The organism is Chelativorans intermedius (assembly GCF_025398255.1).
GTDB lineage: Bacteria > Pseudomonadota > Alphaproteobacteria > Rhizobiales > Rhizobiaceae > Chelativorans > Chelativorans intermedius.
In genome coordinates, this window is sequence record NZ_JAODNW010000018.1 from 107,211 (window position 1) to 131,907 (window position 24,697).

Consider the following 24,697-nt stretch of genomic DNA (forward strand, 5'->3'; position numbering starts at 1 on the left):
AATCGCCAATGCTCGATGACATGGTACCGGGTCAGCCCAAGGCGGCTGTGGACGAGCGCAAAGGCATCAAAGGCAACACGGATCGGCCCGACCGGATGCATGGCGACGGGCCTGGCGCCTTAGAAGAAGATCATGCGCGGCATGAAGCGCCGGACCGGCCGCAGCCCGCGCCCTTCCATCGCTGCACCGAGCGCCCGGTGGAGGCCGTCGGCCGCTCTCGTCAGGTGGTCCAGCCGCCGTCGATGGCATAGGCCTGGCCGGTGGTGTAGGTGGCGCCGGCCAGATGCACGGCAAGATCGGCAATCTCTTCCGGCGTGCCGAGCCGTCCCATGGGCTGGCGGGCGATGAAGGCCTTGCGGGCTGCCTCATAGTCGCCGGTGGCCTTCAGCCGCTCCTGAAGCGAAGGGCTTTCGACCGTGCCGGGGCAGATGGCATTGCAGCGCACGCCCTGGGCAACATAGTCGGCGGCCACGGCCTTGGTCAGGCCGATGACAGCGGCCTTGGTGATGCCGTAGGCACAGCGGTTGGGAACGCCTTTCACGCTGGAGGCGACCGACGCCATGTTGATGATGGCGCCACCACCGCGCTCGATCATGCCGGGCAGCACGGCGCGAATGGTGCGCACCATCGCCTTGACGTTGAGATCGAAGGCGAAGTCGAGATCCTCGTCCTTCATCTCCAGGACGGAACCGGCATGCACCACACCGGCGCAGTTGAAGAGGATGTCGACCGCGCCGATCTCGGTCACCAGGGCCTTGATCGCCTCCTCGTCGAGCACGTCGAGCCGGCGTGCGACGATGCCCATTTGGCCATCGAGCGCCTTGAGCGTCCTTTCGTTGATGTCCGTGGCAAACACATGGGCGCCGGCTTGCGCGAAGGCCAGCGCGCTGGCGCGGCCGATGCCTTGGGCGGCGGCGGTGATGAGAGCGGTCTTCCCTGCGAGACTGGTCATGGCGGACTCCGAACGAACAGCAAACGGTAAAAAGCGAATGGAGCGTAGTGAACAGCGCGTGCGAGCGCCAAGCAAGACGCGGCCAGATCGACGGCTTCACGGGTTCCGATGACGCGTCCCCCGAAAGGCGAGCGCACCGGGCCCTGTCGGAGCGGCGGTGCAATTCTCTCATAAATGAGAAACTGATTCATAAAAGAGCATCTGCTTTGTTTGTTGGTCAAGGATCAAGCCGCTTTGCGCCCGCAAGTGCTTTGCGTATATGAAGCGAGCGCTTCATTGAAGAAGGCTTTGAAAGACAAACAGAACGAGCGCTATCGCGCCCCCGCGTTGGACAAGCGGCTTGACATCCTGGAGCTTCTGGCCGGCGTGGATGGCGGGCTCAGCCAGGCCGAGATCGCCAAGCGGCTGGGCCGCAGCCCGAACGAATTCTACCGGATGCTCGACCGCCCGGAAGCTTTCGCAACTGGCCGGTTCGGAGGTCGTGCCGGCGTCGCGCGAGGCCGAATCTGCTTGAACGCCGGCTGAGGCGTGAGAGTATGTGCGGGAGGAGCAAGGGAGGAGACCGCGCATGATCGTCGACACTCATCTGCATGTCATCGACCAGGCAGCGCTGACCTATCCGTGGCTTTCTGGCGTACCGGCGCTCAATCGCACCTTTTCCTACGAGGAATATGCACGCGACGCGAGGCGCGTGGGCATCGAGGCGGCCTTGCACATGGAAGTCGACGTGGCCGAGGCGCAGATGGAAACCGAGACGGCCTATGTGGCGGGCCTTGCCGGGCGCCGCAACAGCCTCATCGTCGGCGCCATTGCCGCCTGCCGGCCGGAAGGCGAGGGCTTTGCCGCCTATCTGGAGCGCCAGCGGGATAACCCGCTCGTCAAGGGGTTTCGCCGCGTGCTGCATGTGATGCCCGACGAGCTTTCGGAGGGCCAGCGCTTTCGCGCAAACATCAAGCGGCTTGCCGGCACCCGCTTCACCTTCGATCTGTGCGTGCTGCCGCATCAGCTTCCGAAGGCCATGGCGCTTGCCGATCTGGCGCCGGATGTGCAGTTCATTCTCGACCATTGCGGTGTGCCCGACATCAAGGGCGAAGTCTTTGAACCATGGCGAAGCCACATGGCGGAGATTGCCAGAAGGCCGAATGTTGCCGCCAAGATTTCGGGCGTCGTCGCCTACGCTGATCCTGAAAGCTGGACCTTGGAAAGCTTGCGCCCGTGGGTGGAGCACACGGTTGAATGTTTCGGCTGGGACCGGGTGGTGTGGGGCAGCGATTGGCCTGTGTGCACGCTGGGCGGCGGGTTGTCCACCTGGGTGGCGGCCACTCGGGCCCTTTTCGGAAGCTGCTCCGAGGCCGAACGGGCCAAGCTTTTCAGCGGGAACGCAAGAAAGATGTGGGCCCTCGGCTAGGTGCAGGCTTGCCTTGGTCGTTCGATCTTGCCGCCCCTGCGCCAGGTTCCGCCGGGTCTTCTCTCACGAGAAGGGTTTTCACAGAGGTGACACAAGGCGGGAGACGGATGAACGTGCCGCTTGCGCATGATGCGGTGGCGTCAGCCATCCCGGCTGCGGGATTTCTGGACAGTTTCAAGCCTGGACGCTAAAAGGCGGCAATCTTCTTCCCGTCAGGCGCGGGTTTCTCGCAAAGGCAAAAACATGAGTGGCGTCAACGACATCCGGTCGACTTTTCTCGACTTTTTCAAGAAGAACGGGCACGAGATCGTGGCCTCGGGGCCGCTTGTGCCACGCAACGACCCCACCCTCATGTTCACCAATGCCGGCATGGTGCAGTTCAAGAATGTCTTCACCGGCCTTGAGACGCGCCCCTACAAGCGCGCCGTGACCGCGCAGAAATGCGTGCGCGCCGGCGGCAAGCACAACGATCTCGACAATGTGGGCTACACCGCCCGCCATCATACCTTCTTCGAGATGCTGGGCAATTTCTCCTTCGGCGATTACTTCAAGGACGTCGCCATCGAGCTTGCCTGGACGCTCATCACCCGCGAGTTCGGCCTCGATCCCAAGCGCCTTCTCGTCACCGTCTACCATACCGACGACGAGGCGGCAGGCCATTGGCGGAAGATCGCCGGCCTGCCTGAAGACCGCATCATCCGCATTCCCACCTCCGACAATTTCTGGGCGATGGGCGATACCGGCCCGTGCGGGCCCTGCTCGGAAATCTTCTACGACCATGGGGAGGACATCCCCGGCGGTCCGCCCGGCAGCCCCGACGAGGATGGGGATCGGTTCATCGAGATCTGGAATCTTGTCTTCATGCAGTTCGAGCAGGTGACGCCTGAGGAGCGGGTCGATCTGCCGCGCCCTTCCATCGATACGGGCATGGGGCTGGAGCGCATCGCCGCCGTGCTGCAGGGCGTGCACGACAATTACGAAATCGACCTGTTCAAGGCCCTCATCCATGCCTCGGAGGAGGCGACGGGGGTAAAGGCGGAAGGCCCTCATCGCGCCAGCCACAAGGTGATCGCGGACCATCTGCGCGCGGCAAGTTTCCTCATTGCCGATGGTGTCCTGCCTTCCAATGAGGGGCGCGGCTACGTTCTGCGCCGTATCATGCGCCGGGCCATGCGCCATGCCCAGCTCCTGGGCGCGCAGGAGCCCCTGATGTGGCGCCTCGTGCCGGCGCTGGTGCGCGAGATGGGGCAGGCCTATCCCGAGCTTTCGCGCGGCGAGGCGCTGATCAGCGAGACGCTGAAGCTGGAAGAGACCCGTTTCCGCAAGACGCTGGCACGCGGGCTGCAGCTGCTCTCGGAAGCCACGGCAGGGATGGGCGCGGGCGACCGCCTGGACGGCGAGACCGCCTTCAGGCTTTATGACACCTATGGCTTTCCGCTCGATCTGACCCAGGATGCCCTGCGCCAGCGGGACATCGCCGTCGACGTCGAGGGCTTCAACGCCGCAATGGAGCGCCAGAAGGCGGAGGCGCGGGCAAGCTGGGCCGGCTCCGGCGAGGCGGCAACGGAAGCCGTCTGGTTCGCGGTCAAGGACAAGACGGGCGCCACCGATTTCCTGGGCTATGAGACGGAAGTTGCCGAAGGTGTGATCAACGCGCTGGTGAGGGACGGCGCTGCCGTGGAGGCGGCGGCCGAGGGCGAGGACGTCGCTGTCGTCACCAATCAGACGCCCTTTTATGGGGAGTCCGGCGGCCAGGTGGGCGACACCGGAACCATCGAGGGCGAAGGCTTTGCCATCGCCGTCACCGATACCCAGAAGAAGGGCGAGGGGCTGATCGTCCATTTCGGCCGTGTGACGAGGGGAACTGCGAAGGTGGGCCAGCCCGTTTCCCTGACCGTCGATCACGAGCGCCGTGCGAGGATCCGCGCCAATCACTCGGCCACCCACCTGGTGCACGAGGCGCTGCGTGAGGTGCTGGGCACCCATGTGGCGCAAAAGGGTTCGCTGGTGGCGCCCGACCGGCTGCGCTTCGACTTTTCCCATCCCAAGCCGATGACCGATGAGGAGCTTGCCGAGGTGGAGGCGCTGGCCAATGAGATCGTGCTGCAGAATGCGCCCGTCGTCACCCGCCTGATGGCTGTGGACGACGCCATCGCCGAAGGGGCCATGGCGCTGTTCGGCGAGAAATATGGGGACGAGGTGCGCGTCGTCTCGATGGGCACGGCAAGGAAGGGCGAAAAGGCGGGCAAGACCTATTCCCTGGAGCTGTGCGGCGGCACTCATGTGAAGGCGACGGGCGAGATCGGCCTCGTGCACATCGTCGATGAAGGAGCGGTCGCCGCTGGCGTACGCCGCCTGGAGGCGCTGACCGGTGTTGCGGCCCACCGCCATCTGGACGAGCAGGAGCAGCGGTTGCGGCAGGCGGCGGCCCTTCTCAAGGTCTCCCCCCAGGACGTGCCGGCGCGGCTGGAGAGCCTGGTGGAGGAGCGCCGCCGGCTGGAAAGGGAGCTTTCCGAGGCGCGCAAGAAGCTGGCCCTTGGTGGCGGTGCCGCAACCGGAAATGGCGATGGCCGGGAGGAGGTGGCCGGCGTCGGCTTCATGGGCCGGGTTGTCGAGGGAATTTCGCCGAAGGACCTGAAGCCGCTCGCCGATGCCGGAAAGAAGTCGCTGGGCTCCGGCGTGGTCGTTTTCGTCGGCACCTCCGAGGAGGGCAAGGCGAGCGTGGTGGTGGGTGTCACCGATGACCTGACCAGCCGCTTCAACGCCATCGACCTAGTGCGCGCCGCCTCCGCCGCCATTGGCGGCAAGGGCGGCGGTGGGCGGCCCGACATGGCGCAGGCCGGCGGGCCGGAGGGAGAAAAGGCGGCCCAGGCGGTGGAAGCCGTGCGCGCCGCCCTTTCGGGCTGAAAAGCGGCCTCAGCCCGTGTATCTCTCCATGGAGATGATAGCGGCAAAACGTCGCCGAACGCGGATTTGTCAGTGCTCGGGTTCTTCGGCGCGGCGGCTGTGGAGCATGGCGCGGCGCAGCTGCCAGCCGAGCAGAAGCGTCACCGCCACGGCCCCGACGAGCCAGCCGAGATTGGCAAGGAAATCGGCAAGCCCTGCGATCGAGCGGCTGAAGCCGTAGCCAAGCGCGGCATAGCCGGCGATCCAGATGCTTTCGCCCGTGACGTCCCAGAACAGGAAGCGCGGCCAGGAATAGCGGGCAATCCCGCTCGTGATGTTGATCCAGGGACCCAACGGGCTTACCAGCCATCGGCTGAAGAAGATGCCGAGGCTGCCCCAGCGGGCTGACAGCGCTTCGGCCTGGCCGAGCCCGGAGCGGCCCCAACGTTGCGGCATGAGGCGTTCAAGGGCTGCCCGACCGCCGAAGCGTCCCAGCGCATAGCCTGCCTGATCGCCTGTCACCGCGCCGGCCAGCGCCCACAGAAACAGCGCCAGGGGCGAGATGTCGCCATCCGCGGCAAGGGCGCCGGCGCTCATCAGCAGGATCGATGTCGGCAGGGGCACGCCGAACTGGCCCGCCGCCAGGACGGCAAACATGCCGGGCAGGCCGTAGACGGCGAAGAGGGCGAGCACGCTCTCGCTCACCGCTCCTCCTCCTGCCTTTGCGCGGCAGCCAGCGCCGTTTCGATTTCCGCGACAAGCACCTCGACAGGGACACCCTTGTCGCGGGCGATCTGGGCGATGCTTCTGCGGTCCCGCACCTGAAGCGGCAGGCCGAGTGCCTCTCGCAACGCGGTCGGTGAAACCTCCCAGGAGCGGGCGACATAGCCGACCGTCATCCAGGGTTCCACGGGCACCGCACGATGATTGGCCCAGTAGACGTAAAACGCGGTCGTGCGGACGGCGAGAAGGAGCGTTATTCCCGCCGCCGCGAGAAATGCGACCGTCAAAAGGCGGTGGCGCCGCCACATCAGGCCAAGGGTGCGGCGCATGGTATCCTCCCGCGCGGGGTCAAGCCTTCACGCCTCGTCTTTTGCCGCTTTGCGTGCGGCGTGTCGAGGCGCAAGACCGGGCGGGGTTTCGTTATGTCACGACATTGCCTTCTGCAGGTTCTCGTCGATCTTGTCGAGGAAGCCGGTGGTGGACAGCCAGGGCTGGTCGGGGCCGATCAGAAGCGCCAGGTCCTTGGTCATGAAGCCCGACTCCACCGTCTCGATGCAGACGCGCTCCAGCGTTTCGGCGAAGGTCTTCAGCGCCGCGTTGTTGTCGAGCTTGGCCCTGTGGGCAAGCCCGCGTGTCCAGGCAAAGATGGAGGCGATGGAATTGGTGGAGGTTTCCTCGCCGCGCTGGTGCTGGCGGTAGTGTCGGGTAACGGTGCCGTGGGCGGCCTCCGCCTCCACCGTCTTGCCGTCCGGCGTCATCAGCACCGAGGTCATGAGCCCCAGCGAGCCGAAGCCCTGGGCCACCGTGTCGGACTGGACGTCGCCATCATAGTTCTTGCAGGCCCAGACATAGCCGCCGGACCATTTGAGCGAGGCCGCCACCATGTCGTCGATGAGGCGGTGCTCGTACCAGATCTTGGCTTCCTTGAACTTTTCCTCGAACTCGCTCTCGTAGATCTCCTGGAAGATATCCTTGAAGCGGCCGTCATAGGCTTTGAGGATGGTGTTCTTGGTGGAGAGGTAGCACGGCACCTTGCGCATCAGCGCGTAGTTCATGGAGGCGCGCGCGAAGTCGCGGATCGACTCGTCGAGATTGTACATGGCCATGGCAACACCCGAACCGGGCGCGTCGAACACCTCGTGCTCGATCGTCTCGCCATCTTCGCCGACGAACCTGATCGTCAGCTTGCCCTTGCCGGGGAAGCGGAAGTCGGTGGCGCGATACTGATCGCCGAAGGCGTGGCGGCCGACGATGATGGGCTTGGTCCAGCCGGGCACGAGGCGCGGCACGTTCTTGCAGATGATGGGCTCGCGGAAGATGACGCCGCCCAGAATGTTGCGGATGGTGCCGTTGGGCGAACGGTACATGCGCTTGAGACCAAACTCCTCGACGCGCGCCTCATCCGGCGTGATGGTGGCGCATTTCACGCCGACACCGTATTTCTTGATGGCATTGGCGGCGTCCACGGTGATCTGATCGTCCGTAGCATCGCGCGACTGGATGCCGAGGTCGAAATATTTCAGCTCGATATCGAGATAGGGGTGGATCAGCTTTTCCTTGATGAACTGCCAGATGATGCGGGTCATCTCGTCGCCGTCCAGTTCAACGACGGGATTGTCCACCTTGATCTTGCCCATGAAAATGCTCCGCGCTCGGATTGCTGAGGAATTGGCCAAAGGCCCCCGCAAGGAGGTCGGCGCCCCTATAGCATCGGCGTGCGAAAGCGCAAAGCCTCGCACCGGCCGGAGGCGCGCTATTGCACGGCTGGCGGGGCAGGCCGAGCAGGTCCGCCCTTCGAGCATGCCGGCTGCCGCCAGAAGCTGCGCGCCATGGCAGATGGCCGCCGCCGGCACCGCGGCACCGAAGAAGTGTCGCACCAGCGCGATCTCCCGCCTTCTTGCCGGGGCAGACCGCGTGGAAGGTCTATCCCACGGCGGCGAGCGCCTGGAAGAGCAGCATGGTCTCGCAGTCCTCGCCGAAATCGCCGCAAATCATGAGAATCCTGCGTCCGCTCATATCAAGCCTCCCTTGGATGATGCGGCAGACAGATTGCCACGAGCCGGGCAAGGCGCGGTCTCAGCCCGCTACTGCACGCGCTTTACTGGGCGGCGGGAAGCGGCTAACAGCAGCCCATGGCAGGCACTGACAGACAACGCGAAATGCTGGCCGAAGGCCCGGCGATCATCCTGGTCGAGCCGCAGCTCGGCGAAAACATCGGCATGGTGGCGCGCGCCATGGCCAATTTCGGATTGGCCGAGCTGCGCCTTGTCAATCCGCGCGATGGCTGGCCCAACGAAAAGGCGCGGGCCGCCGCCAGCCGCGCCGATCATGTGATCGAGGCTGCAAAGGTATATGACAGCCTGGCGGGGGCGATTGCCGACCTCAATTTCGTGCAGGCCACCACGGCGCGCCCGCGCGACAATTTCAAGCCGGTCCGTGGGCCGGTGGAGGCGGCGGAGGATCTGCGCATGCGTCATCGGCACGGCCAGAGGACCGGCATCCTGTTCGGCCGCGAGCGCTGGGGACTGACCAACGAGGAGGTGGGCATGGCCGATGAGATCATCACCTACCCCGTCAATCCCGCCTTCGCCTCGCTCAACCTTGCCCAGGCCGTGCTGCTGATGGCGTATGAATGGATGAAGACCGCCCCGCAGGGCGCTGTCGAGCCCGCTGGCCCGCAACTCACCCCGGCCACGAAGCAGCATCTGGAAAGCCTGATGGGCTATCTTGACCGGGTGCTCTCGGAACGCGGCTATTTTCGCACCGAGGACAAGAAACCGAAGATGATGGACAATTTGCGCGCCCTCTTCACGCGGCCCGGATTTACGGTCGAGGAGCTCGCGGTGCTGCGCGGCGTGCTTGTTTCGCTCGAAAGGTTTTCGCCCCGTCGGCCGAAGGGCGCAGGCGGGGCGGAGACCGAGGAGCGGACCTAGGTGCGGGACGGCCCGATCCTTTTCTTCGATTCCGGTATTGGCGGCCTCTCGGTCGTCAAGGAGGCACGCGTGCTGCTGCCGGAACATGGGCACATCTATGTGGCCGACGATGCGGCCTTTCCCTATGGGGCGTGGGAAGAGGAGGCGCTCAAGAGGCGGCTTGTCGCACTATTCGGGCGGCTGATCGAGCGGTTCCGCCCGGCCATTTCGGTGATTGCCTGCAACACGGCGTCCACCCTTGCCATCGGCGCGTTGCGCGAAGCCTATCCGGGGGAGTTGTTCGTGGGCACGGTACCGGCGATCAAGCCGGCTGCCGAGCGGACGCGTTCCGGTCTCGTCTCGGTTCTGGCGACGCCGGGCACCGTCCGGCGGCAGTATACGCGCGACCTGATCAGCCAGTACGCCGCGCAGTGCCATGTGCGGCTCGTGGGCAGCGAGAATCTGGCGCGGCTTGCCGAGCAATATATGCGCGAGGGATTCGTGGACGAAGAGGCGGTGCGCGCCGAGATTGCGCCCTGTTTCGTCGAACGGGACGGAAGGCGCACGGACATCGTGGTGCTCGCCTGCACGCACTACCCCTTTCTCGTCAATCGCATGCGCAAGACCGCGCCATGGCCGGTCGACTGGATCGACACCTCGGAGGCCATTGCGCGGCGCGCCTTGACGCTGGCCAGGGCGTTGCCGCAGCCAAGCCGGGGGCAGGGGGCGGATGTCGCTCTCTTTACCTCCGGCGCCCCGCCGGCAAATCTGCGCCGTCTTGTCTCGGGTTTTGGATTCAGCGTGCTTGAGGAGGGCTGATGGCGATGCGCAAGATGGTTTCATCGGGCTCGTATCTGGAGCCGGAGATCGGCTTCAGCAGGGCCGTTCGCATCGGAAACCAGATCTCTGTGGCCGGAACCGCTCCCATCGGAGCGGATGGACGGACGGCGGCAAAGGGCGATGTCTATGGCCAAACCGTCCGCTGCCTGCAGATCATCGAACACGCGCTGGCCGAGGCCGGTGCCTCGCTGGGCGACGTGATCAGAACGCGCGTCATGCTGACCGACATCGCGGGCTGGAAGGATGCGGCAAGGGCGCATGGGGAGTTCTTTTCCGACATCCGTCCCGCCTGCACCTTCGTGGAAGTGTCCGCATTCATCGATCCGGATTGGCTGGTCGAGCTTGAAGCGGACGCCGTCCTGGGTTGAAAATGGCGGAAACGCGTTGACTTTCCCTTTCATCTCGCCTATTTGCCGCCTCAGCGCGAGGGTGAGAGCCACCTTCGCGCTTTTTTGACGTGTCCCGTGGAGACAGGCGTTGCGTGCGCCGGTCTCCTGTCAGGTCTCGCAAATGGAGGCCAGAGGAGGGCGCGTTTCCTTTGCCTGCGCTCGTTCGGGCGCGGGTGGTGTTGTCTGAAAGGGAATGCGATGAGCAAACGCCAATCCGCCAAGTACAAGCTTGACCGCCGTATGGGCGAGAATGTCTGGGGGCGCCCGAAGTCCCCGGTCAACCGTCGTGAATATGGCCCCGGCCAGCACGGCCAGCGCCGCAAGGGCAAGCTTTCCGACTTCGGCCAACAGCTTCGCGCGAAGCAGAAGCTGAAGGGCCACTACGGAGACATCTCCGAAAAGCAGTTCCGCAAGATCTATGACGAGGCCAACCGCCGCAAGGGCGAGACCACGGAGAACCTCATCGGGCTTCTCGAGTCGCGCCTCGATGCCATCGTCTATCGCGCCAAATTCGTGCCGACCATCTTTGCCGCCCGTCAGTTCGTCAATCATGGCCACGTGAAGGTGAATGGCCGCCGCGTCAACATTCCCTCCTATCGCTGCAAGCCGGGCGATGTGATCGAGGTGCGCGAGAAGTCGAAGCAGCTCGCTCTGGTGCTCGAGGCCACGCAGCTCGCCGAGCGCGATGTGCCGGACTATATCGATGTCGACCACAACAAGATGGTGGCGACCTACACCCGCGTTCCCGCGCTCGCCGATGTGCCCTACGCCGTGCACATGGAGCCGAACCTGGTGATCGAGTTCTACTCGCGCTAAGGCCGCGAAGAGGGTTCCTGAAAGGCCGCCCATGTGCGGCCTTTTTCTTTTGAGCCTGCGGGGTTATGCAGGGGCATGATGACGGTCCATCAACAGCCCGATCTGGAAGCCTCGAGCGAGACGGCAAGCCACCCGATGTTTGCCGATGCGCCGGCTTCCGTGGAGTTCAACAAGCTGCGAAAGCGTCTGCTGCGCCATGTGCGCCAGGCCATCGAAGACTTTTCCATGGTCACACCGGGCGCGCGCTGGCTGGTGGCGCTTTCGGGCGGCAAGGATTCCTACGGGCTTCTTGCCGTTCTGCTCGACCTCAAATGGCGCGGCCTTTTGCCGGTGGAGCTGATTGCCTGCAATCTCGACCAGGGGCAGCCGAACTTTCCCAAGCATGTCCTGCCGGACTATCTGGCCCGCCTCGGCGTGCCGCACCGCATCGAATATCAGGACACCTATTCGGTGGTGACGGAAAAGATTCCCGAAAGCCAGACCTACTGCTCGCTGTGTTCGCGCCTGCGCCGCGGCCATCTCTATCGCATTGCGCGCGAGGAGAGATGCCAGGCTCTCGTGCTGGGTCATCACCGGGAAGACATACTCGAAACCTTCTTCATGAACCTGTTCCATGGCGGACGGCTTGCGGCCATGCCGCCCAAGCTTCTCAACGACGAGGGCGATGTGCTGGTGCTGCGTCCGCTTGCCTATTGCGCGGAAGCGGACCTGGAGAAGCTTGCCCAGGCCATGCGGTTCCCCATCATTCCGTGCGACCTGTGTGGCAGCCAGGACGGGCTGCAGAGAAATGCCATGAAGGCCATGCTCGCCGAGATCGAGAGGCGGATGCCCGGCCGCAAGGACACGATGATCCGGGCCCTTGCCAATGCGCGGCCCTCGCATCTGCTCGACCGAAAGCTTTTCGACTTTGCGGGGCTTGAGCCTGTCTGAGTTTGGCCGCCCTGTGGCGCCGCGCACATGGGCAGCCCGTCTACTGCACGATTTCCGCCGATTTTGAAGACCCTGTAGAGGGCGGCGAAGACGAATGCCGTGCTCACACCCAGGAGCATTGCGCCGTTGAACGCCTCGAGGCTGCTCAACAGCCGCCAATTCGCATCGAGCATGATATCCCGGTAGCCGAGCGTGGTGAAGGTGACGGTCGAGAAGTAGAGCGCCGGCTCCAGCGCGTTGAACTGGCCGAGTGCCAGACGGAGCAGCGCCCAGGACCACACCTCCACCGTGTGCAGCGCCAGCAGGCTGAGCACGATGCCGATCATGAAGCGTATGGCCGCAGCGGGCGTATACCTGTTCTTCAGGCGACCGCGCAGCGGCGAGATGACGGCAACGATCCCGGCGACACGAATGGCGGTGGTTAGCCCGGTCGCGATGGTGCCGATCAGGAGTTGCACAAGCATGCCGATCGCTCCTGGCAGCCTGCTGCCGATGGTCTTTACACCGGCGGATTGACGGCGTGGAACAATCGGCCCCGTTCACCGATCAGCACCAGGATCAGCCCGGCAACGGAAACGGCGAAATAGCCGCCGGCGAGCGGCGTCAGCGTGCCATCGAACGCCTGACCGATCAACGCACCCAGAACGCCGCCGCCGAGCGTGGTGACGAAACCGAGGACGGCGGCCGCCGTGCCCGCCACATGGCCGAGCGGCTCCATGGCGATGGAGTTGAAGTTGGGTCCAATCCAGCCGAACATGAACATGGAAGCCGAAAACAGCAAGAAGAAGAGCGGGAAGGGCATGGGGCCCATGAGCGAGAGGACGAGCCACAGGGCGTTGAGGGCAATGAAGGACAGGAGCGCGCCGTGGGAAAGCCGCCGCATGCCCAGCCGACCGACGAGACGGGAGTTGGTGAAGGAGGAGAGCGCCATCAGCCCCGCCCCGACGGCAAAGAGCAGCGGAAACCAGGTGCCGAGCCCATAGATATCGACATAGATCTGCTGCGCAGAGTTGATGAAGCCGAAAAGCGCTCCAAAGATCGCCATGGCCGCGAGCATGTAGCAGAAGGCAACCCTGTTGGTGACGACATAGCCGAAACCTTCGGCCACCACGCGGACGGACAGCGCCCGGCGCATGGAGGGCGGCAGGGTTTCAGGCAGGCGCAGCCACACCCAGATGGTCACAGCGAGAGCAAGCCCGCCCATCGCCAGGAAGATCTCGGGCCAGCTTCCGAAGATCATGATGAGCTGGCCGAGGCTGGGCGCCATCACGGGAATGACCATGAAGACCATCATGACCATCGACAGCACCTCCGCCATGCGCCGGCCGCCGAACACATCGCGGATGGCCGAAACGGCGATGACGCGCGTAGCCGCCGCGCCGACGCCCTGCAGGAAGCGCAAGACAAGCAGAAGGGCGAAACTTGGCGCAAAGGCCGCCGCGATGGCGGCCACCAGGTAGAGGATGAGGCCGGTCATGAGCGGCCCGCGCCGCCCGAAGCGGTCGGAAATCGGCCCGAAAAAGAGCTGCGCGACCCCGAGCCCCACCACATAGGCGGTGATGACGAACTGGCGATGGTTCTCCTCGGCCACGCCGAGGGCGGCACCGATCTGCTGCAGGCCCGGCAGCATGATGTCGATGGCCATCGCATTGAGCGACATCAACGCAGCGGAAAGCGCGATGAACTCGGCCGTGCCGATGGATCGGAGGGGCTCTTCCCGGGCGGCGGTTTCGTCCATGATTCGTGCTCCGGCGAATGCGCGGCTTGCGCGCCTGTTTGTCCAAACGGATCCCTGTATTGCCGGCGTAGAATGCAGCCGGGCGGAGAATGTCAAAAACATGCGTCGGCCGATTGGCCGACGCACGATCGCTTTCGTTCAAATGCCTGCCGGCCCGGAAAGATCACGTGTTCCGCGATACCTGCCTCGGGCGGCAATCCTGTCCGCTCAGGCAGCGCCGCGTGCGCTCACGCCCTTCTCGGCAAAAAAGCTCTGCAGCTCGCCCGCCTGGAACATCTCGCGCACGATGTCGCAGCCGCCCACGAACTCCCCTTTGACATAGAGTTGAGGGATGGTGGGCCAGTTGGAATATTCCTTGATTCCCTGGCGCAGCTCGTCCGAGGTCAACACATTGATGCCCTTGTAGTCGACACCGAGATAGTCGAGAATCTGCACCACCTGGCCGGAAAAGCCGCATTGGGGGAAGCCGGGCGTGCCCTTCATGAAGAGCACCACGTCGTTCGACTTCACCTCATTGTCGATGAATTCGTTGATACCGCTCATCGCCTGTCCTTTCCTTGCCGGGGTCAAGGCCCGGCATTCATAAGCCGTGCTGACCATTATCTATTGCACGAACCGGCTCGGCGCAATGCGGTGGAACGGATTCCGCTCAAGATGGGCAGGGGGCGGGCCGCTGCGCAAATAAGGTAGACCCTTCCAAGCGCCTGTCGAGGAGTGTTTCCGGGCAGCCGGCAAGGCTGATTTCGCGCATTTCATGATTTTGCGATGGGCGTTGCCAATTCGGTGATCCCGATTGCCTCGATTCCCCAACAGCTCCGGCATCCGCTGCCCTTCGTGGAGGATCACCAGCCTGTCTTCGTGGCCGGACAGATAGAGCGCCGCATCGGCCGGCTTCTCGCGATCCGCCGCGTTCTCAAGGTCGACACAGACGCTCGGCCAGCGTGGTCTTGCCCACCTGGCGCCGCCGTCGTCGAAAAATTCACCGCACGCGACTCCCCTGGGCTGCACCTCCCGTCGGCCCGTGCGCCGCCGGGAGGTCTCACATGGGCGGGCCTCAAAGGCCGAAGAACCGCCGGATCGCCTGGCGCAGCTTTGCGCGTCTTTCGCCGCTTGCCGCATAGCGGCGCAGGCGCTCGGCGACGGCGGTGCCCGTCATGCGGCCGAGATAGCGGCAGTCGCAAAGCAGCCGGTGCGCATCGGAATCATTCATCTCGAAGAATGTCATGGCATCGCCAAGACCGTCGCTTTTCAAGCCTTCCTCGCGCAGCACGGGATCGTTGAAGGCGATGGTGAGCGGCGTGTTGGGTGCCCTGTAGGCCCGACGGTCGGCAGGAGAAAGATACTCGATCTGCCTCAAGGCGTTGAGCGTTCCGCTGTGGCTTTCCAGCAGGGCCGCCCACCGTTCGATGCGCTGTCTGCGCGACATGCGGGGTTCTTGCGGTGATGGATAGAGCGTTGCGGCTGCCGCAATTTCCTGCGCAGAGTGATGCTTCATGGCTTCCTCCCTAGATGGCCACTACAGCATCGCAGTTAGAGCGCGCCACCCGGCGCGACAGACCGCAACCGGGCGTCGGGCAATCACAATTTGTGTCAGTCGGGCACGCTCGTTTGCAGCGCCAGGGCGTGCAGCACGCCGCCCATATTGCCTTTCAGCGCGTCATAGACCATCTGGTGCTGCTGAACCCGGGTCTTGCCGCGGAAGCTCTCGGCCACCACTTCGGCGGCATAGTGGTCGCCATCGCCGGCAAGGTCTCGGATCGTTACCTTGGCGTCGGGAATGGCTTCCTTGATGAGGCGTTCGATGTCGCCGGCGGTCATGGCCATGATCGTGTTCTCCCCTGCGCTCCGCCCATTCGCTCTCGGGCTTCAGCCCTCCATGAAGTGCGGGAACCAGCCTTCGTGGGCTTGGCTCAGCTTCGAGATGGATATGGCACGCGCCTCGCCCAGTTTCAATTCGCTGCCACCCGTGATGCCGATGGCGACAAGCGCAACGCCCGCTTCGCGCGCCTGCCGGGCAAGCTCGTCTTCCTGCCCCGCCTCCACCGTCAGCACATAGCGCCCCTGGTCCTCGCCGAAAAAGGCGGGAATGGCCTCGCCCGGCGGAACGTCGATGCGCGCGCCGATGTCGGCGGCCATTGCCATTTCCGCCAGCGCGACTGCCAGGCCGCCATCGGAGCAGTCGTGGACTGCGGTGACGAGACCGGCGCGAATCGCCCGCCGCACGAAGTCGCCGACGCGCTTCTCGTGGGCCAGGTCCACGGGCGGGGGAGCGCCTTCGGCACGTCCCAGAATGTCGCGCAGATAGACGGACTGGCCGAGATGCGAGCCCCAGCCGGCCGGCGCTCCGGCGAGAAGAATGGTCTCTTGCGGCCGCGCAAAGGCAATCCGCGCCATCTTCGACCAATCGGGAATGAGACCGACACCGGCAATGGTCGGGGTCGGAGGGATCGGCTCGCCGAGGGTTTCATTGTAAAGCGAGACATTCCCGGACACGATGGGAAAGGAAAGCGCCCGGCAGGCCTCGCCTATACCCTGCACGGCGCGCACGAAAGCGCCCATGATCTCCGGTCGCTCGGGATTGCCGAAATTCAGATTGTCGGTCGCAGCCAGCGGCTCGGCCCCCGTCGCCGTCAGGTTGCGCCAGCATTCCGCCACCGCCTGCTTGCCGCCTTCGAAGGGATCGGCCGCGCAGTAGCGCGGCGTCACGTCGGAAGAGAAGGCAAGCGCCTTGGTGGGGTGGTCCTCCACCCGCACCACGCCGGCATCGCCGCCGGGGATCTGCAGGCTGTTGCCCTGGATCAGCGTGTCATACTGCTCCCACACCCAGCGGCGGGAGGAAAGATCGGGCGAACCGACAAGCTGCACCAGAGCATCGGCCACATCGGCCTTCGGCACCTCGCCGAGCGGGGCAGGGGCTGCGGGTTCGACCCAGGGGCGATCATATTCCGGCGCCTCGTCGCCCAGCTCCTTGATGGGAAGGTTGGCGACCTCCTCGCCCTGGTGGATGACACGGAAGCGCTTATCGTCGGTGGTGCGCCCGACGATGGCGAAATCAAGCCCCCACTTGGCAAAGATCGCCTCGGCCTCGGCCTCCTTTTCCGGGCGGAGCACCATGAGCATGCGCTCCTGGCTTTCCGAGAGCATCATCTCGTAGGCCGACATGCGCTCCTCGCGCACTGGCACCTTGTCGAGATCGAGTTCGATGCCGAGGTCGCCCTTGGCGCCCATTTCGACGGCCGAGCAGGTGAGCCCCGCCGCCCCCATGTCCTGGATGGCGATGACGGCCCCGGTCGCCATGAGTTCGAGGCAGGCTTCGAGCAGACATTTCTCGGTGAACGGATCGCCCACCTGCACGGTCGGGCGTTTCTCGTCGATGTCGGCGTCGAATTCGGCGGAGGCCATGGTCGCCCCGCCGACGCCATCGCGTCCCGTCTTGGCGCCGAGATAGACGACCGGCAGGCCCACGCCCTGCGCCTTGGAATAGAAAATGGCCTCGGTGCGCGCGATGCCGGCGGCAAAGGCGTTGACGAGGATGTTGCCGTTGTAGCGGGGATCGAAATTGACCTCGCCGCCCACCGTGGGCACACCGAAGGAGTTGCCATAGCCGCCAATGCCGGCCACCACGCCGGCCACCAGATGCCGCGTCTTGGGATGGTCCGGGGCGCCGAAGCGCAGCGCGTTCATGGCGGCGACGGGCCTTGCGCCCATGGTGAAGACGTCGCGCAGGATCCCGCCCACCCCGGTGGCCGCACCCTGATAGGGCTCGATATAGGAGGGGTGGTTGTGGCTCTCCATCTTGAAGACCACGCACTGGCCGTCCCCGATGTCCACCACACCGGCGTTCTCCCCCGGACCCTGGATGACGCGCGGGCCGGAGGTGGGCAGCGTCCTCAGCCATTTCTTCGAGCTCTTGTAGGAACAATGTTCGTTCCACATGGCCGAGAAGATGCCAAGCTCGGTGAAGGTCGGCTCACGGCCGATCAGCGCAATGATGCGCTGATATTCCTCGGGCTTGAGCCCATGGGCGGCCACGAGCTCGTCGGTGATGGGAATCGTGTTGGGAATGGTCATGTGCGGCTGTCGGTTGGCAAAGGCTCAGGCCGGCTCATAGCGCACCTTGCGCCCTGTTGCACCGCCCTTGTGCGAAAAATCGGGGAAAGCCGCAAGACGCGAAAGCCTCAGTCGAGGCTGTCATAGCCCGCCTCGCCATGATCGAGAAGCCGGCGGACGATGCCCAGCCCGCGCGCCGTTTCCTCGCGGTTGGGTGGGGCGGACGTGCCGAGGCGGACATGGTGGAAGACCTGGTCGGAGCGGCCGGCCTTGAACTCGTCGGCATCGTCGATGAGCACGCCTTCCTCGGAAGCCGCCTTCTTGAACGTGCCCGAAAGCCAGGGCTCGGGCAGATTGAGCCAGATGAAGGGAACATTGGGGCTCGACCTGAAATGATGGCCGGCCAGGGCCTTGTGCACCAGCGCGAGCCGCGCGTTGTTTTCCGCAATGCACCGTGCCCGGATCGCCTCTGCCTCTCCTGAAAGCACGAGCCGCGCCGAAAGCTCGGCCAGGAGGAAGGGCAGGCCGCCGCTCAGCATCCGGTGGGCCACCCGGATGCGCCGTCCGTAACTGGGCGGACAGGCAATCCATCCGCCGCGCACGCCCGGGGCCACGGATTTCGAGAGGCCGCCAAGGTGGAAGGTGCGCTCGGGGGCAAGCTCGGCCAGAAGCGGGCCGGGGTCGTCGGTCAGCGCGCCATAGAGATTGTCCTCGATGAGCCAGACATTGTATCGACGGGCAATCTCGGCGATGGCGGCGCGGCGCCCGGCGGGCATGACAGCCAGTGTGGGGTTCTGCAGGACCGGCATGGCGAACAACAGCCGGGGGTGGCGCTGGGCACAGACGCGCTCGAACTCCTCCGGGATGAGACCGGACTCGTCGGACCGCACGAGGGCGATGCGCCGGCCCAGCAGGCTGGCGCTGCGTGCGACCTGCGAATAGGTCAGGTGCTCGAAGGCGATGGAGTCGCCGGGTGAGGTGACGGCGGCAATGACGGCGATTGCCGCGGCGTGCACGCCAAGGGTGGGCACGATATTCTCGGGTCCAGGCTGGAAGGTGCCGCCTGCGAGCCACTGGCTGCCGGCCTGGGCCCAGTGCTCGGGAAAGCGCCTGGTGTAGTCCATCAACTCGTGCGGATGGTCGCGCCCGATCTCGGCGCACAGGCGGGCGATCGCCTCGCCCTGGCCGACATCGGGCGCCGCGGTGGCATCGAAATGCAGCTTGCCCGGCGGCGTTTCCGTTTCTCTTGTGCCTTCCATGTCACCCGTCGCGGACGATCGGGAGGGCTGGGGGTCTGCCGGCTCGCGCGCCAGCACATAGGTTCCCCGCCCCACCTCGCCGCTGACGAGCCCGCGCTCGCGCGCCAGCGCGTAGGCGCGGCTGACCGTGCCAAGAGTAACCCCCAGGTCGAAGGCAAGGTTGCGCTGTGGCGGCAGCTTCGCGCCCTTGGCCAGCACCCCGCTCTCGATGCCTCTCTCGATCTGCTCGGCCAGCCGCAGATAGAGCGGGCCTGCGCCTTCGGAGAGATCGGGAATCCAATTTGTCATCATGACAATTTTCTATGTTGTCACCGCGATTGAGTCAATGAATAAAAGAGCAATCGAACAATTGTACCCGGACGCCCTAAGGAGAGGGCAAAAGATGAATACAATTGATACAATCAATCGTCCCTCCCGCAGGCTACCGGCCATTGGCCAGATGGTGGGCGGCCTTGCCTGCCTTGCAATCCGCATGGCGATGAAATTGGAGCGGATGATGGAAAGGCGGCGCAGCCGCCGGGCCTTGTTGGAGCTGTCCGACGCGCAGCTCAAGGACATCGGCATCTCCCGGGCGGATGCGGTTCGCGAGGGACTCAGGCCTTTCTGGGACTGATGCTTTCGGGGTTCCGGCCGGCTGTTCCGCAGATGTCCGGGTGGATGTGGGTGTTGGAATGCGCTGCGGCTGCAGTGTCGCAGCTCCGCCGGAACGGCAGTTTCGCGATGCATCTTTTCCCCGGCAAAACTCTTCCTAAATGATCGGCGGACTGTCCGCCGATCATCCCGGGCCGTCCGCTCATCCTGTGATGCTTGCTCTCGACAAAGAGGAGGTGTTGCCGATGAAGATCGCCCAGATTGCTCCGTTGGCCGAAAGTGTTCCCCCCAAGCTCTATGGCGGCACGGAGCGCATTGTCTCCTATCTGACCGAGGAGCTGGTTCGTCAGGGCCATGAGGTGACGCTGTTCGCCTCGGCCGATTCGAAAACCAGCGCAGAGCTCGTCGCCTGCACGGGCCGGGCCCTGAGGCTCAACCCCGCTGTCCGCGACCCGCTTCCGCATCATCTCATGCTGCTTGAGGAGGTGCGCCGGCGCGCCGATGACTTCGACATCCTGCATTTCCATATCGATCTGTTGCATTTTCCGCTCGTCCGGCCCTTTGCTCACCGCACGGTGACGACGCTGCACGGCCGCCTGGACCTGCCTGACCTCAAACCCTTCTACCGGACCTTCCCCGAGATTCCGGTGGTCTCGATTTCGGATGATCAGCGCCGCCCGCTGCCGATGGCCAACTGGGTTGCGACTGTCCATCATGGCCTGCCGCGCGACCTGCTGCCGTTCGACCCTGCGGGGGAGGGGGGCTATCTCGCCTTTCTCGGCCGCATTTCGCCCGAGAAGCGGCCCGACCGCGCCATCGAGATCGCCACAAGGGCCGGCATGCCGCTGAAGATCGCCGCCAAGGTGGACAAGGCGGACCAGGAGTACTGGGATCATGTGATCGCGCCGATGATCGCCCGTCATCCGAATGTCGAGTTTGTGGGCGAGGTGAACGAGAAGGCCAAGGCGGAGTTTCTGGGCAAGGCGGCCGCGCTTCTCTTTCCCATCGACTGGCCGGAGCCCTTTGGCCTCGTCATGATCGAGGCGATGGCCTGCGGCACGCCCGTGATCGCTTTCCGCCACGGCTCCGTGCCTGAGGTCATCGAGGAAGGCGTTTCCGGCTTCATAGTCGAAAATGTGGAAGCGGCGACTGAGGCGGTCAGGCGCGTCGGCACGCTGAGCCGCGCCAGGGTGCGGCGCGCTTTTGAAAGGCGCTTCAGCGTGGAGCGCATGGCCGCCGATTATCTGGACGTTTACGAGCGTCTGTTGCACCATCGTCTGATGACGATTCCCTTTCCCGCCGAGGCGGCGGGCATGGGTGTCCAGACGGTGGCCTGAAACCCACGCGATTGACGACGGCAATGGTGGACGCCATGGACGATTGCGTCGATCCGCTTACCCCGCAGCCGGCGGGCTTTACCACTGCACGCACGCCGCAGTTTTTCATCGCGGCCACCGCGCCCCTTCAGGAGCGCCGCCCGCGCACGCAGAAGCACGGCGACACCTTCTCCATGTTCGACCACAATGGCGATGCGCTCTCGGGGCCGGGCAGCCCCGAGGGCATCTTTCATCGCGATACACGCCATCTGTCGCATTTCTTCCTGACCATCGACGGCGAGCGCCCGTTGCTTCTCAGTTCGATGCTGCGCGATGACAACGCGCTTCTGACCTTCGATCTTGCCAATCCCGATCTTTACGAGAACGGGCAACTGAAGCTTGCGCATGACCTCATCCACATCCGCCGCACCCGTTTTCTCTGGAATGCCACGTGTTTCGAGCGGATAAGCCTGCGCAACTTCGACGAGGAGGGCAGGCGCGTGCGCCTGGTGCTGGCCTTCGCCGCGGATTTTGCCGATCTCTTCGAGGTCCGCGGTGCGCGCCGCGCCAAGCGTGGCTGCCTTCACCCTCCGAAGGTGGACGCGCCGGCACAAACGGTGCTGCTTTCCTACACCGGGCTTGATCGCGTGCGCCGCGAGACCCAGCTGCGTTTCGATCCGCAACCCACCGAGCTTGCCGGCGACCACGCGGTCTATGAGATCGAGCTGGCGCCCCGGCAGACGCGACAGGTTTTCGTCGAGATCGCCTGCGGGGAAGAGCGTCCCGAGATGACGCCGCGCCGGCAGTTCTTTTCCAGCCTGCGCGAGGCCCGGCGCGCCATGCGCGCGGCGGTCGGCAGGGCGGCCTCGGTGGCCACGTCCAACGACGTTTTCAACGAGGCGGTGCGCCGCGCGGTGGCCGACCTCTACATGCTGGTCACGGATACCGAGCATGGGCCTTATCCCTATGCGGGCATTCCCTGGTTCAGCACCGTCTTCGGCCGCGATGCGCTGATCACTGCCCTTGAGACGCTGTGGCTCGACCCCACCATCGCCCGCGGCGTTCTCAGGCACCTGGCGGCCAATCAGGCGCAGGAGGAAGATCCCGCCGCCGATGCCGAACCGGGCAAGATCCTCCACGAAGTGCGCTATGGCGAGATGGCTGAACTGGGCGAGGTGCCCTTCCGACGCTACTATGGAAGCGTCGATGCCACACCGCTCTTCGTCATGCTGGCCGGCAGCTATCTGGAGCGCACCGGCGATGTCGAGACCATTCGTGCGCTGTGGCCGAACATCGAAGCCGCGTTGGCCTGGATCGCCAGATATGGCGATCGCGATGGGGACGGTTTCGTGGAATACGGCCGGCGCACGACGGAAGGTCTTGCCAACCAGGGCTGGAAGGACAGCTTCGATGCCGTCTTCCATGCCGACGGCCGGCTGGCCACCGGGCCGATCGCGCTTGCCGAGGTGCAGGCCTATGTCTATGCCGCATGGAAGGCGGCTGCCGCGATGGCCAAGGCCCTGGCTCTCCACGGGCGCAGCCTGGAGCTGGAGGTGATGGCGGAGGATTTGCGGGCCCGCTTCGACCGCGCCTTCTATGACGAGGTGCTGGGCACCTATGTGCTGGCGCTCGACGGCGAGAAGCGGCCCTGCCGGGTGCGGGCGTCGAATGCCGGGCATACGCTGTATACGGGCATCGCCTATCCCGAACGCGCGCCGAGCGTCGTCAAGACGCTCATGGCGCGCAGCTCCTTCTCCGGCTGGGGCATCCGCACCGTGGCCACCACCGAAGCCCGCTACAATCCGATGAGCTACCACAACGGCTCGGTGTGGCCGCACGACAACGCACTGATCGTTGCCGGCTTCGCCCGCTACGGCTTCAGGCGGGAGGCGGTGCGCGTGTTCGAGGGGCTGTTCATGGCTTCGACCTATATCGACCTGCGCCGCCTGCCGGAGCTGTTCTGCGGCTTTCCCCGGCAGCTCAGCCGTGGCCCCACCTTCTATCCCGTGGCATGCACGCCGCAGGCCTGGGCGGCCGTGGCGCCGCTGTCGATCCTGCAATCCTGCCTCGGCATGGGCTTCGACAGCGCGGGCGACACGCTGATCTTCCATCGGCCGATGCTGCCGGAATTTCTGGAAGAGGTAACGCTGCGCGGCATCACGCTGCCGCGAGGCCGCCTCGATGTCGCGCTTCGCCAGGCTGGTTCGGAAGTGCTCGTCCAGCCTCTCGACCGGCAGGGCGAAGCACGGGTGACAACCACCTACTGACCGCAGGCGATGCGAAACAGGGCGAAGCCGCCGCACGGGCGCGGCTTCCACTTGAAGTTTAGATTATGATTTTAAATCAAAGAATTATACTTCCCAGCAGAGGTGAAACGTAAGCACTCACAGAATGACCAATAACGTCTAGAACAGAACCCTCTACCTTTGGTCCGGCAAACAGTGCCGATTGAGCCGATTGGCATGGAGGTTCAAGCACGGGGGAATGAACGAAGAGGCACGCAACAAGACAAGCGGCTCGAAGGTCATTTTGTAATGACATTGACATTACGAAGTAGTATGTTCGTTCTATACCGGAGATTGAGGCCATGGCAAGACTGCGTACAGCACCCAGCAAGCGAGAAACGCTGAACATTCGCATCAAGACCGAAGAACGGAATCTGATCGACCGCGCCGCAAGGGCGCGAGGCAAGAACCGAACCGACTTCGTGTTGGATGCCGCGCGCGCGGCTGCCGAGGAAGCCTTGCTCGACCAGGCCGTTATTGCCACAAACCCGGCCGCCTATGCGGCTTTTCTGGCGCGTCTCGATATGCCGCCCCAACCAAATGAAAGATTGCGCAAGACAATGCAGGCGCAAGCCCCTTGGAAGAAGGCATGACGCTTTCAGCGCCGGTACCGCTGGACGTGCATCACGACCTCAAGACTTTCGCATCGGGCGTTGAAAGTCTGGACAACTGGCTGCGGCATCGTGCCTTGAAAAATCAGGCGACTGGCGCTTCCCGCACCTTCGTTGCCTGTGATGGCCACCGTGTCCTGGCATTCTACGCTTTGGCATCGAGCGCGGTCACCGTGGATGCTGCACCCGGGCGATTTCGTCGCAATATGCCCGATCCGATACCGGTGGTGATGCTCGGTAGACTGGCCGTGGATCAATCGCAACAAGGCAGAGGCTTTGGCCGTGCTTTGGTGCAAGATGCCGGTCGGCGTGTTATTCAAGCGGCAGATATCATTGGGGTGCGTGGAATTCTCGTGCATGCGCTTTCGACCGAGGCGAAGGCATTCTACGAGCGGATCGGCTTCGAGCCGTCGCCATTTGACCCAATGACGTTGATGGTTACGCTGGCCGATCTGAAAGCAAGCCTCTGATTTTGGCGGGTCCCGAGACGAATAAATCGTGACAACTGAGCAAAAATTCGGGCAGGCGGAGATTTAGATTCGGAAGGTTCAAGACACGAAGCCACGCCATAACGGCCGTTGCGTTTCGTTTGTCGTCATGAGCCTCGCTTGCGGATTGGGGTTAGCCTTCGCGCTTTCGGATCCAAAGACAGATCGAGGCCTCATCCGATGAGTTGCCCCAGATTGTGAACGGGCGGTCGGACCACGGTCCGCTCGCCGCGGTTTTGTTGACAACGGTCGAACTTGGCTCATACTCGCGGGAAGCTGGGAGGAAGAAGGGGAACCGGCGGGTCATGGGGCACAGGGGCACATGCAAGGGGCCCTGCGGCAGGGAGAGCCGCCCGTGCGGACCGGCGCCAGTGACCTGCCCCTTTTTTCAGGGCCACTCGTAAGTCGAGCCTGTTCTCCTTTTGTGTGCCATCATTCGGCGGCGTGAGCAATGGGTGCAGGCGCGGAGCCATCAAGCAGCTCAAGCGGCTGCGCCCATTGCG

The 24,697-nt window shown here is 64.3% G+C and carries 24 protein-coding genes and 3 pseudogenes; 15 read left to right on the plus strand and 12 right to left on the minus strand.

Translation table 11 applies throughout. The features are described 5' to 3' along the window. Positions 1-8: 8 nt before the first annotated feature. The gene (locus NYR58_RS13780) at positions 9-251 is read left to right on the plus strand and encodes a hypothetical protein (protein WP_261521472.1); all 243 of its coding nucleotides are present in this window, start codon (positions 9-11) and stop codon (positions 249-251) included. Here NYR58_RS13780 and NYR58_RS13785 read toward each other — a convergent pair. After that, positions 221-952: an SDR family oxidoreductase gene (locus NYR58_RS13785; RefSeq protein ID WP_261521473.1), complete on the minus strand. Its 732-nt coding sequence runs from the start codon at positions 950-952 to the stop codon at positions 221-223. The two genes, NYR58_RS13780 and NYR58_RS13785, sit on opposite strands and share 31 nt — an antisense overlap. A gap of 288 nt (positions 953-1,240) precedes the next feature. On the opposite strand from NYR58_RS13785, the pseudogene NYR58_RS13790 reads away from it, so the two are divergent. From NYR58_RS13790 to alaS, 3 genes and pseudogenes are all read left to right on the plus strand, one after another. Next, a pseudogene (locus NYR58_RS13790) lies at positions 1,241-1,399 on the plus strand (helix-turn-helix domain-containing protein); the annotation flags it as partial. Positions 1,400-1,520: 121 nt separating this feature from the next. Continuing rightward, on the plus strand, positions 1,521-2,360 hold the full coding sequence (locus NYR58_RS13795) for an amidohydrolase family protein (RefSeq protein ID WP_261521474.1): 840 nt from the start codon (positions 1,521-1,523) through the stop codon (positions 2,358-2,360). 243 nt (positions 2,361-2,603) lie between these two features. Continuing rightward, the gene (alaS, locus tag NYR58_RS13800; RefSeq protein WP_261521476.1) at positions 2,604-5,267 is read left to right on the plus strand and encodes an alanine--tRNA ligase; all 2,664 of its coding nucleotides are present in this window, start codon (positions 2,604-2,606) and stop codon (positions 5,265-5,267) included. Positions 5,268-5,336: 69 nt separating this feature from the next. Here the strand turns inward: alaS and NYR58_RS13805 are convergent, their stop codons facing one another. From NYR58_RS13805 to NYR58_RS13820, 4 genes and pseudogenes are all read right to left on the minus strand, one after another. Then, a complete protein-coding gene (locus NYR58_RS13805; RefSeq protein WP_261521477.1) occupies positions 5,337-5,951 on the minus strand; it encodes a DedA family protein in 615 nt (204 codons plus the stop codon). Continuing rightward, entirely contained in the window at positions 5,948-6,298 is a 351-nt protein-coding gene (locus tag NYR58_RS13810; RefSeq protein ID WP_261521478.1) for a hypothetical protein, read from the minus strand. Before NYR58_RS13810 ends, NYR58_RS13805 begins: the two co-directional genes overlap by 4 nt. Before the next feature lie 96 nt (positions 6,299-6,394). Further along, positions 6,395-7,606 carry an NADP-dependent isocitrate dehydrogenase gene (locus tag NYR58_RS13815; protein WP_261521501.1) on the minus strand — a complete coding sequence of 404 codons (1,212 nt, stop codon included), beginning with the start codon at positions 7,604-7,606 and terminating at the stop codon, positions 6,395-6,397. 123 nt (positions 7,607-7,729) lie between these two features. Then, positions 7,730-7,985 (minus strand): annotated as a pseudogene (locus NYR58_RS13820) (DJ-1/PfpI family protein); the annotation flags it as partial. 116 nt (positions 7,986-8,101) lie between these two features. Between NYR58_RS13820 and NYR58_RS13825 the strand changes: the two are divergent. From NYR58_RS13825 to ttcA, 5 genes are all read left to right on the plus strand, one after another. Further along, positions 8,102-8,902, plus strand: coding sequence for an RNA methyltransferase (locus NYR58_RS13825; RefSeq protein ID WP_261521479.1), 801 nt, complete (start codon positions 8,102-8,104; stop codon positions 8,900-8,902). After that, complete coding sequence (gene murI / locus NYR58_RS13830; RefSeq protein ID WP_261521480.1) at positions 8,903-9,700, plus strand: glutamate racemase; 798 nt, start codon at positions 8,903-8,905, stop codon at positions 9,698-9,700. Then, complete coding sequence (locus NYR58_RS13835) at positions 9,700-10,089, plus strand: RidA family protein (RefSeq protein WP_261521481.1); 390 nt, start codon at positions 9,700-9,702, stop codon at positions 10,087-10,089. Before murI ends, NYR58_RS13835 begins: the two co-directional genes overlap by 1 nt. Positions 10,090-10,308: 219 nt before the next feature. After that, positions 10,309-10,926 carry a 30S ribosomal protein S4 gene (gene rpsD / locus NYR58_RS13840; protein ID WP_261521482.1) on the plus strand — a complete coding sequence of 206 codons (618 nt, stop codon included), beginning with the start codon at positions 10,309-10,311 and terminating at the stop codon, positions 10,924-10,926. Positions 10,927-11,004: 78 nt separating this feature from the next. Then, positions 11,005-11,856, plus strand: coding sequence for a tRNA 2-thiocytidine(32) synthetase TtcA (gene ttcA, locus NYR58_RS13845; protein ID WP_261521483.1), 852 nt, complete (start codon positions 11,005-11,007; stop codon positions 11,854-11,856). An 89-nt stretch (positions 11,857-11,945) separates the two neighbouring features. On the opposite strand, the pseudogene NYR58_RS20590 reads toward ttcA, so the two are convergent. Next, a pseudogene (locus tag NYR58_RS20590) lies at positions 11,946-12,182 on the minus strand (ion channel); the annotation flags it as partial. On the opposite strand from NYR58_RS20590, the gene NYR58_RS13850 reads away from it, so the two are divergent. Next, the gene (locus NYR58_RS13850; RefSeq protein ID WP_261521484.1) at positions 12,172-12,372 is read left to right on the plus strand and encodes a hypothetical protein; all 201 of its coding nucleotides are present in this window, start codon (positions 12,172-12,174) and stop codon (positions 12,370-12,372) included. The pseudogene NYR58_RS20590 and the gene NYR58_RS13850 overlap by 11 nt on opposite strands. Here the strand turns inward: NYR58_RS13850 and NYR58_RS13855 are convergent. From NYR58_RS13855 to NYR58_RS13880, 6 genes are all read right to left on the minus strand, one after another. Then, positions 12,356-13,594, minus strand: a complete 1,239-nt coding sequence (locus tag NYR58_RS13855; RefSeq protein ID WP_261521485.1) for a multidrug effflux MFS transporter — start codon at positions 13,592-13,594, stop codon at positions 12,356-12,358. The two genes, NYR58_RS13850 and NYR58_RS13855, sit on opposite strands and share 17 nt — an antisense overlap. A gap of 207 nt (positions 13,595-13,801) precedes the next feature. Then, entirely contained in the window at positions 13,802-14,137 is a 336-nt protein-coding gene (grxD, locus tag NYR58_RS13860) for a Grx4 family monothiol glutaredoxin (RefSeq protein ID WP_261521486.1), read from the minus strand. Positions 14,138-14,648: 511 nt separating this feature from the next. Then, on the minus strand, positions 14,649-15,089 hold the full coding sequence (locus NYR58_RS13865; protein WP_261521487.1) for a hypothetical protein: 441 nt from the start codon (positions 15,087-15,089) through the stop codon (positions 14,649-14,651). Positions 15,090-15,184: 95 nt separating this feature from the next. Next, the gene (locus NYR58_RS13870; RefSeq protein ID WP_261521488.1) at positions 15,185-15,418 is read right to left on the minus strand and encodes a BolA family transcriptional regulator; all 234 of its coding nucleotides are present in this window, start codon (positions 15,416-15,418) and stop codon (positions 15,185-15,187) included. 42 nt (positions 15,419-15,460) lie between these two features. Then, entirely contained in the window at positions 15,461-17,665 is a 2,205-nt protein-coding gene (purL, locus tag NYR58_RS13875; protein WP_261521490.1) for a phosphoribosylformylglycinamidine synthase subunit PurL, read from the minus strand. A 107-nt stretch (positions 17,666-17,772) separates the two neighbouring features. Continuing rightward, positions 17,773-19,191, minus strand: coding sequence for an aminotransferase-like domain-containing protein (locus NYR58_RS13880; RefSeq protein WP_261521502.1), 1,419 nt, complete (start codon positions 19,189-19,191; stop codon positions 17,773-17,775). A gap of 1 nt (position 19,192) precedes the next feature. Between NYR58_RS13880 and NYR58_RS20530 the strand changes: the two genes are divergently transcribed. From NYR58_RS20530 to NYR58_RS13905, 5 genes are all read left to right on the plus strand, one after another. Further along, positions 19,193-19,516, plus strand: a complete 324-nt coding sequence (locus NYR58_RS20530; RefSeq protein WP_315903340.1) for a DUF1127 domain-containing protein — start codon at positions 19,193-19,195, stop codon at positions 19,514-19,516. Between the two features lie 223 nt (positions 19,517-19,739). Then, positions 19,740-20,831: a glycosyltransferase family 4 protein gene (locus NYR58_RS13890; protein ID WP_261521491.1), complete on the plus strand. Its 1,092-nt coding sequence runs from the start codon at positions 19,740-19,742 to the stop codon at positions 20,829-20,831. A gap of 35 nt (positions 20,832-20,866) precedes the next feature. Further along, positions 20,867-23,077, plus strand: coding sequence for an amylo-alpha-1,6-glucosidase (locus NYR58_RS13895; RefSeq protein WP_261521505.1), 2,211 nt, complete (start codon positions 20,867-20,869; stop codon positions 23,075-23,077). A 320-nt stretch (positions 23,078-23,397) separates the two neighbouring features. Continuing rightward, on the plus strand, positions 23,398-23,688 hold the full coding sequence (locus tag NYR58_RS13900; protein WP_261521492.1) for a type II toxin-antitoxin system TacA family antitoxin: 291 nt from the start codon (positions 23,398-23,400) through the stop codon (positions 23,686-23,688). Next, positions 23,685-24,176 (plus strand): GNAT family N-acetyltransferase, encoded by a 492-nt coding sequence (locus tag NYR58_RS13905; RefSeq protein ID WP_261521494.1) that lies wholly within the window; start codon positions 23,685-23,687, stop codon positions 24,174-24,176. The genes NYR58_RS13900 and NYR58_RS13905 overlap by 4 nt, the downstream gene beginning before the upstream one ends. The last annotated feature ends 521 nt before the right edge of the window (positions 24,177-24,697 follow it).